Genomic DNA, 7,810 nt, shown 5'->3' on the forward strand with positions numbered 1-7,810 from the left:
CCTTCCGTCTCCAAACTAACGGAAGGGGCGCTGATCTGCAATTTATAAGCGTATTACTTGACCTGCTCGCCCTTCGTCCACTGGTCGAGCCATTTCAGCACCTCGTCGTGCCACTGCATCGAGTTCTGGGCCTTCAGCACCCAGTGGTTCTCGTTGGGGAAATACAGCAGCTTGCTGGGGACGCCCTTGCGCTGCAGGGCGGTGAACGTGCCGATGCCTTCCTCGAGCGGCACGCGGAAGTCCTGGCCGCCCTGGACCACCATCTCGGGCACGCTCCACTGGTCCACATGGTCGGCGGGGTTGAACTTGGAATAGGTCGTGCCGGCCTGATAGGGCGGGCCGCCGTTCTCCCATTCGCTGAACCACAGCTCCTCGGTCGAATAGCCCATGAACCGGCTGTCGAAGATGCCGTCGTGGTCGACCAGGCACTTCCAGGGTTCCTTCCACTGGCTGGCGATCCAGTTGATCATGAAGCCGCCGTACGAACCGCCCAGGGCGCAGGCGCGGTCCTTGTCGAGGAAGCCGTACTTGCCGGTTGCGAAGGCCCAGCCCTTCTGCAGGTCTTCCAGCGGGCGATCGCCCCAGTGCTGGCTGATCGCGTCGGTGAAGGCCTGGCCGTAGCCGGTCGAGCCGTGGAAATCGATCATCACCACCGCATAGCCGGCCCCGGTGTAGGTCTGGGCGTTCCAACGATAGTGGAACAGGTTGCCGAAGCTGCCTTGCGGGCCGCCATGGATCAGGAAGGCGACCGGGTATTTCTTGGCCGGGTCGAAATTGGCCGGCTTGACCAGGTAGCCGTGCACGGTCTCGCCGTTCCAGCCGGGGAAGCTGAACTGCTCGGGCTCGCCCATGGCCACGCCGGCCAGCGCCTCGGCGTTGTTGTTGGTCAGCTTGATGGGCGCCTCGCCCTTCTTGATCGTCGACAGGGCGTAGAGCTGGGCCGGGCCCTTCAGGTTGTCCTGGGCGTAGACGATCGACTGCGGGCCGACGCTGAAGCCGCTGACATGGCCCTCGCCGGTCAGGGCGGTGACCTTGCCGGTCTTGACGTCGACGGCGAACAGCTTGGTCTGGCCCACGTCCTCGGCGGTCGTGTAGATGGTCTTGCCGTCGGCGCTCCAGGCGATCGACTGGGCCGAGCGGTCCCAGGCGGGCGAGAGCTCGCGGATCTTGTCGCCCTCGCGGACCATGATGGCGAAGCGGTCGGCCTCGAAGCCGGGGCGCTTCATGGCCAGCCAGGCCTGGACCTTGCCATCGGGCGAGACGCTGGGCTGGGCGTCCCAGGCCTTGTTGGCCTCCGTCGTGTTCTCGGGCTTGGCTGAGCCATCCAAGGGCGCGCGCCACAGGTCGTAGTTGGTGCTCCACGATTCCTCGCGGTCGGCCGGCTTGGCCGAGAACACCACGGTCTTGCCGTCCGGCGTGATCGCGAAGTCCTCGTCGCCGCCGAACGGCTTGGTCGGCGCGTCGCCGTTGAAGCCGTTCATCAGCGCCACCGGCGCGCCCGTGGCGATGCCCGCCTCGTCCAGCTTCAGGGCGTAGAGGTGATTCTGCGTCCCGTCCGCCCAGGTGTCCCAGTGGCGGATGAACAGCTTGTCGTAGACCACCCCGGTGGTCTTCTGCCCGCCCTTGGCCGCCAGCCTGTCCTTGGTGCACTCCAGCGTGTCGCAGTCGGGGAACACGGCCTGGGCGATGACGATGGTCTTGCCGTCGGGCGCGATCTTGAAGGCGCCGACGTCGAACGGAGCCTTGGTCACCTGGACGGCGGTCTCGCCGGCCGCGTCGGTGCGATAGACCTGGTCCAGGCCGCCGGTCCGTCCCGAGACGAAGTACAGGGCCTTGCCGTCGGGCGACCAGCGGGGGCTGCTGGCCCCGCCGTCGGACACCGCCAGCCGGCGCGGGGCCATCCTGGCCTTCAGGTCGGCGATCCACAGCGACATCGAGGCCTTGTTAGCCGCGTAGTCCATCGTCCGCACGCTGTAGACGACGAAGCGGCCGTCGGGCGACACGCGCGGATCGCTGATCCGCTCCAGCTGCACCATGTCCTTGGCGGTGAAACCGCGGCCGTCCGCGAAAGCGGCGGGCGCCGGGGCCAAGGCGGCGATCGACAAGGCCCCCATGGACAGGGCGAGGACGGAAGCGGCTGTGCGCAAGGTCTTGGTCATGGAAGCGGTATCCAGGAGGCGTTGGCGCCGGAAAGAGCCGCAAGCCTAGCGAGGACATGCCAGCGAAGCCAGGGGAGGGGCGCAAGATCGTCCTCCCAGGCTGCAAGCTTCGCAATGCGACGAAAATATGACCGCTGATCGTCCGAAAAAGCCATGAAAAACAATTGCCTACAGAGGTAACAATCGGAAACAGGACTTGCTTTGCCGCGACGCAGCATTTTCCCTAGATGTTAGGCGGGGCGAGAAGGCGGTCGATGAACCGCCCCGCTGGTCAAGGTAAGGGTCTCACGTGTCGGCTTCGGCATATTTTCAGCATACGGTCGCCGGACCGGTCATCTTCGCCGGGGTGGGCCTGCACACCGGCTCGCACGTGCGCGTCGCCGTGCGCCCCGCGCCGGTCGACGCCGGCGTCGTCTTCGTACGCACCGATATACACGATCGCGACAACCGCGTGCCGGTCAAGCCGGACGCCGTCTGCCAGACCCAGCTGGGCACGGTGATCAACAACGCCGCCGACGTGCGCGTCTCGACCATCGAGCACCTGATGGCCGCCCTGGCGGCCCTGGCCATCGACAACTGCGTCGTCGAGCTGGACGGTCCGGAAGTGCCGATCATGGACGGCTCGTCCGAGCCCTTCGTCCAGATCCTCGACCGCGCGGGCCGTCGCAAGCAGGAAGCCGCTCGTCGCTACATCGAGATCCTCAAGACGGTAGCGGTCGAGGACGGCGACAAGCGCGCCAGCCTCTCGCCGAGCGACCGCTTCGAGGTGGCCTTCGAGATCGCCTTCGCCAGCAAGGCCATCGGCCGCCAGCGCGTCGACCTGGTGGTGGACGAGGACTCGTTCCGCGCCGAGCTGTCCGACTGCCGCACCTTCGGCTTCCTCCGCGACGTCGAGGCCCTGCGCGCCATCGGCCTGGCCCGCGGCGGCACGATGGAGAACGCCGTGGTCATCGACGGCGACCGGGTGCTGAACCCCGAAGGCCTGCGCCGTCCCGACGAGTTCGTGCGCCACAAGGCGCTGGACGCGGTGGGCGACCTCTATGTGCTGGGCGCGCCGATCATCGGCCGCTTCGAGGGCGTGCTGGCCGGCCACGGCCTGAACAACGCCATCGTCCGCGCCCTGATGGCCAACCCTTCCGCCTGGCGGATGCGCGCCCATTCGGTGGAATTGGCCGAGGCTGTCTGACAAACTGATACGCAGGCGTCGCGCTTCGACCTGATTTGGTCAAAAAGCCGATGTCTGTAGCGTTTGGGCGGATTCCCCGGGGGATGCGTCTTGGGGCGTATCCTCGTCACGGCTCGGCTTCCATTTGCGCCCGCATCGGCGTGGTGTAGAAGCCTTGCACGGCGGCGCAGGGGCGCACGTTTGCTTCGAGGGTGATAAAGTCCGTGCTTCGTAATTTCTCGGGACGCAAGGTGGCCATGGTCGCGACCGCCGTGCTGGTCGCCCTGTCGGTCTCCGCCTGCGCCGGCAAGCGCAAGAAGCCCACCCTGGCTTACGAAGAGCGTCCGGTGGAGCTGCTGTATTCGACCGGCGCCAACCGCCTGGACCGCGGCAGCTGGAACGAGGCCGTCGACTATTTCCGCGAGGTCGAGCGCCAGCACCCCTATTCGGAATGGTCGCGCCGCTCGATCCTGATGACCGGCTACGCCCACTACATGGGCAACCAGTACAACGAGGCGATCTCCGACGCCGACCGCTTCATTGGCCTGTATCCGGGCAACCCGTCGGCCTCATACGCCTACTATCTGAAGGCCGTCTGCTATTTCGAGCAGATCGTCGACGTCAACCGCGACCAGGCCGCCACCGAGCAGGCCATGGCCTCCCTGCGCGACGTGGTCCAGCGCTATCCCAACTCGGAATACGCCCAGGACGCCCGCCTGAAGATAGACATGGTCAGCGACCAGTTGGCCGGCAAGGAAATGACCATCGGCCGCTACTACCTGCGCAACGGCCAGACCCTGGCCGCCATCGGCCGGTTCCGCACCGTGATCGACCGCCACCAGACCACCTCGCACACCCCCGAGGCCCTCTATCGCCTGGTCGAGAGCTACTTGACCCTGGGCCTGCTGGACGAAGCCAAGCGCAACGGCGCGGTGCTGGGCTACAACTTCCCGGGCGATCCCTGGTACGCCGAGGCCTACAAGCTGCTGACCAACAACGGCCTCAAGCCCGCCGTCGAGCCGCTGAAGGCCGGCAACAAGAAGAACCTCATCGATCGACTGATCCACGACAAGGACACCACCCTGGCCCCGCCGGGCGAAGCCAAGAAGAAAAAGGGCGGCCTGATGGGCGTCCTGGGCATGTAGAAAACAGCGGGCCGGTCCTTGAAGGATCGGCCCGTTTTTCGTTTCCGGAAGGCCTTGGCGGGCGACGAGAACGCCACGAGAACAAGCCCACTATGAAAAACCGTGATTCCCGGCGATCCTAGGGCTCATGCTGATCGGTCTCTCCATCCGCGACGTCGTGCTCATCGAGAGCCTGGACCTGGCCATCGGTCCGGGCCTGACCGCCCTGACCGGCGAGACCGGGGCGGGCAAGTCGATCATCCTGGACGCCCTGGGCCTGGCCACGGGCGCCCGGGCCGACGCCGGCCTCGTTCGTCGGGGGGCTGCGGGCCACGCCAGCGCCACCGCCATCTTCGCCCTGCCGGCCGACCATGCGGCCTTCGCCTATCTCGACGACAAGGGCCTGGACTACGCCCGCGACGAGGACCTGGTCCTGCGCCGCCAGCTGTCGCCCGACGGCCGCAGCCGCGCCTTCGTCAACGACCAGGCCACCAGCGTCGGCGTGCTCAAGGACCTGGGCGCCCTGCTGCTGGAGGTCCACGGCCAGCACGAGACGGTCGGCCTGCTGGACGTGCGCACCCACCGCAATCTGTTGGACGCCTTCGGGCAGGTTCGTGTCGCGACCGTGGCCTCGGCCTGGAGCGCCTGGCGCGCCGCCCGCGAAAAGGCCGCCGCCCTGCGCGACCTGGCCGACCGCGCCGCCGCTGAGACCGAGGAACTGACCCTGCGGCTGTCGGAGCTGGACCGGCTGGACCCGCGCGAGGGCGAGGAGACGGCCCTGGCCGAGGAGCGGGCCCTGCTGGGCTCGGCCGAGAAGGCCCTGGCCGATATCGCCGCGGCCAGCGAGGCCCTGGGCGGCGACGCCCTGTCGGGCAAGCTGGCCAGCGCCTTCCGCGCCCTGGAACGCGCCCGCGAGCGGGCCATCCAGGCCGGCGCGCCCGCCGATGGCCCGGCCGTCACCAAGCTGGCCGCCGCCTGCGAGGCGGTCGACCGCGCCCTGGTCGAGGCCCAGGAGGCCGCCGCCGCCATCGACGCCGCCGCCGAGGGCTTCGAGTTCGAGCCCGACCGGCTGGAAAAGGCCGAGGAGCGATTGTTCGCCCTGCGCGGCATGGCCCGCAAGCTGAACGTCGCCGTCGAGCTGCTGCCCGGCAAGCGCGCCGAATTCGCCGCCCAGCTGCAGGCCATCGAGTCCTCGGCCGAGGCGCTGACCGCCGCCGAGCGCGACGCGGCCGACGCCCGTGACGCCTATCTCTACGCCGCCCAGGCCCTGTCGGCCGAGCGCCGCGCCGCCGGCGACCGGCTGGCCGCCGCCGTCGAGGCCGAGCTGGCGCCGCTGAAGCTGGAAAAGGCCCGCTTCCGCGTGGCCGTCGAGCCGCTGGACGAGGACCGCGCCGGCCCCACCGGGATCGACCGCGTGGCCTTCGAGATCTCGACCAATCCCGGCGCGCCGTTCGGGCCGATGGAGGCCATCGCCTCGGGCGGCGAACTGGCCCGCTTCGCCCTGGCCCTGAAGGCCGCCCTGGCTGGGCGCGGTGAGGGGCCCCAGCCGCTGATGATCTTCGACGAGGTCGACCAGGGCGTCGGCGGCGCCGTGGCCGATGCGGTGGGCCTGCGGCTCAAGCGCCTGGCCCATGGCTCGAACGGGCAGGGGGCCCAGGTCCTGGTCGTCACCCACTCGGCCCAGGTCGCCGCGCGGGCCGACGCCCATTGGCGGATTTCCAAGTCCGGCGACGACACCTCGACCCGCACCCGCGTCGAGCCGCTGTCGGCCGCCGAACGCCAGGAAGAGATCGCCCGCATGCTGTCCGGCGCCGAGGTCACCGAGGCCGCCCGCGCCGCAGCCAAGGCGCTGATCGGCTGAGGCCCTGCATCCTTCGAGGCCCGCTGCGCGGGCGCCTCAGGATGAGGAATTCAGTGCAAAAGTGGTCCTCATCCCGAGGTGCGAGCCACGGGCGAGCCTCGAAGGATGCAGGGCGGCTAGGCCAGCGCCGGCTCGGCCTTGGGCGCCACGTCCTTGCGCGACCAGCCCTTGATCCAGGCCTGCAGCGGCGTGTCGACGAAGCGTTCGAACAGCCAGGCGGCGACGACGCAGGCGGGCAGGGCCATGGCCCAGGCGGCCCACAGCAGCGGACCCTCCAGGCCCAGCTTGCCGGCCACGGCGCGCAGCAGGCCGAACCAGACCACGGCGACCAGCTGGTTGGTCAGGAACAGCGAGAACGACAGGCGTCCGGCCAGGCCGGCCCAGCCCCAGCCCTTGGCGCCCGAAGCGCCGGCGGCGTAGATCAGCAGGCCCAGCAGGGCTAGGCTGGCATGGTCGAAGCGGCCGAAGACCTGCAGGGCGACGACGCCGACGCCCGCCGCGATGGCCAAGCCGTCGGCCCAACGGGACGAAATCGCCGTCGGCAGGCGGGCGAGCAGCATGCCGAGGATGAACAGCGGGATTCCGCGCACCAGGCCGAACCGCAGCGGCAGCTGGTGACCGGGAATGCCGGTCACCGCCTTGGCGGCGTAGTCCACGGCCAGGAAGATCGCCACGCCGATCAGCAGGGTGGTCCAGGGCGAGCGGATCCTGGCGGTGGCCCGCCAGGCGGCAGGGAAGCCGGCATAGCAGACGATCAGGGCCGACAGGGTCCAGGTCGGCATGTTCCAGCCCGACGGGCCGGGCACGAACCAGGCCTGCATCAGGAAGACCTGCGGCAGCAGCTGATTCCACTGGAACCACTGCGGGTTCTGCGGCGCCAGGCCGACGGCGCCGGTCCCCAGGACGAAGGCCACGAACAGCACCAGCATCACCAGGTGGGCCGGCCAGATGCGCAGGATGCGGCGCTTGAGGAACTCGCCGGTGGTGACGTCCTGGCCCAGGAGACGCGGTCCATAGGTGCGGGCCAGCACATAGCCCGACAGCATCAGGAAGAAATCGGTGGCCAGATAGCCGCGGCCCAGGGCCGGATGCAGGGCGAACAGCGACACGGGGGCCCGCTCCGCCACGTGGTAGAGCACGATGAACAGGGCCGCGACGAACCGCAGCAGGTCCAGGGCGCCGCCACGGGACAGGCCTGGGCCGTTCTGGGACGTGGAGACGGTCTGGGACATGCGGCGAAGCTCCTTTCCCGTGTGGGAGCAAGGTTTGGGCCAGCGTGGCCTTGTACGCCGCGGGGACACGCCCTTGCGACGTGTCCCCATCATTGCGGCGGCCAAGCCGCTGAAATCCCAACGCTAAATCTTTATGCCCCTCACCCCTCCAGACCGCCTTTATCCTGACCTCACCTCGTCGCAGGGAAAGGGCGCATGGCCAGCGACCGATGCGGCGGCGGGGGGCGATCGAGCGGGACTGGGCTGGAGGGGGTTACTCCAGCGTGTCC

Annotated in this window: 6 protein-coding genes and 1 pseudogene; 3 read left to right on the plus strand and 4 right to left on the minus strand. The window is 68.8% G+C overall.

What is annotated here, in order from left to right; genetic code table 11:
* Nucleotides 1-53: 53 nt before the first annotated feature.
* Nucleotides 54-2,159 (minus strand): S9 family peptidase, encoded by a 2,106-nt coding sequence (locus tag ASD47_RS10810; RefSeq protein ID WP_056755625.1) that lies wholly within the window; start codon nucleotides 2,157-2,159, stop codon nucleotides 54-56.
* Between the two features lie 289 nt (nucleotides 2,160-2,448).
* Here ASD47_RS10810 and lpxC point away from each other — a divergent pair, with 289 nt between their 5' ends.
* Nucleotides 2,449-3,345 (plus strand): UDP-3-O-acyl-N-acetylglucosamine deacetylase, encoded by an 897-nt coding sequence (gene lpxC, locus ASD47_RS10815; protein WP_056755630.1) that lies wholly within the window; start codon nucleotides 2,449-2,451, stop codon nucleotides 3,343-3,345.
* Between the two features lie 106 nt (nucleotides 3,346-3,451).
* Here lpxC and ASD47_RS27935 read toward each other — a convergent pair whose 3' ends face one another.
* Entirely contained in the window at nucleotides 3,452-3,583 is a 132-nt protein-coding gene (locus ASD47_RS27935) for a hypothetical protein (protein ID WP_255355509.1), read from the minus strand.
* Here ASD47_RS27935 and ASD47_RS10820 point away from each other — a divergent pair.
* Together ASD47_RS10820 and recN are read left to right on the plus strand one after the other, a co-directional pair.
* Nucleotides 3,537-4,469 carry an outer membrane protein assembly factor BamD gene (locus tag ASD47_RS10820; protein WP_162251634.1) on the plus strand — a complete coding sequence of 311 codons (933 nt, stop codon included), beginning with the start codon at nucleotides 3,537-3,539 and terminating at the stop codon, nucleotides 4,467-4,469. The two genes, ASD47_RS27935 and ASD47_RS10820, sit on opposite strands and share 47 nt — an antisense overlap.
* A 127-nt stretch (nucleotides 4,470-4,596) precedes the next feature.
* A complete protein-coding gene (gene recN, locus ASD47_RS10825) occupies nucleotides 4,597-6,309 on the plus strand; it encodes a DNA repair protein RecN (RefSeq protein WP_056755636.1) in 1,713 nt (570 codons plus the stop codon).
* 116 nt (nucleotides 6,310-6,425) lie between these two features.
* On the opposite strand, the gene ASD47_RS10830 is transcribed toward recN, so the two are convergent.
* Nucleotides 6,426-7,541 (minus strand): acyltransferase, encoded by a 1,116-nt coding sequence (locus ASD47_RS10830; protein ID WP_056755640.1) that lies wholly within the window; start codon nucleotides 7,539-7,541, stop codon nucleotides 6,426-6,428.
* A gap of 172 nt (nucleotides 7,542-7,713) precedes the next feature.
* Nucleotides 7,714-7,810 (minus strand): annotated as a pseudogene (locus ASD47_RS28205) (hypothetical protein); the annotation flags it as partial.

The organism is Caulobacter sp. Root1472, from assembly GCF_001426985.1.
Lineage (GTDB): Bacteria > Pseudomonadota > Alphaproteobacteria > Caulobacterales > Caulobacteraceae > Caulobacter > Caulobacter rhizosphaerae.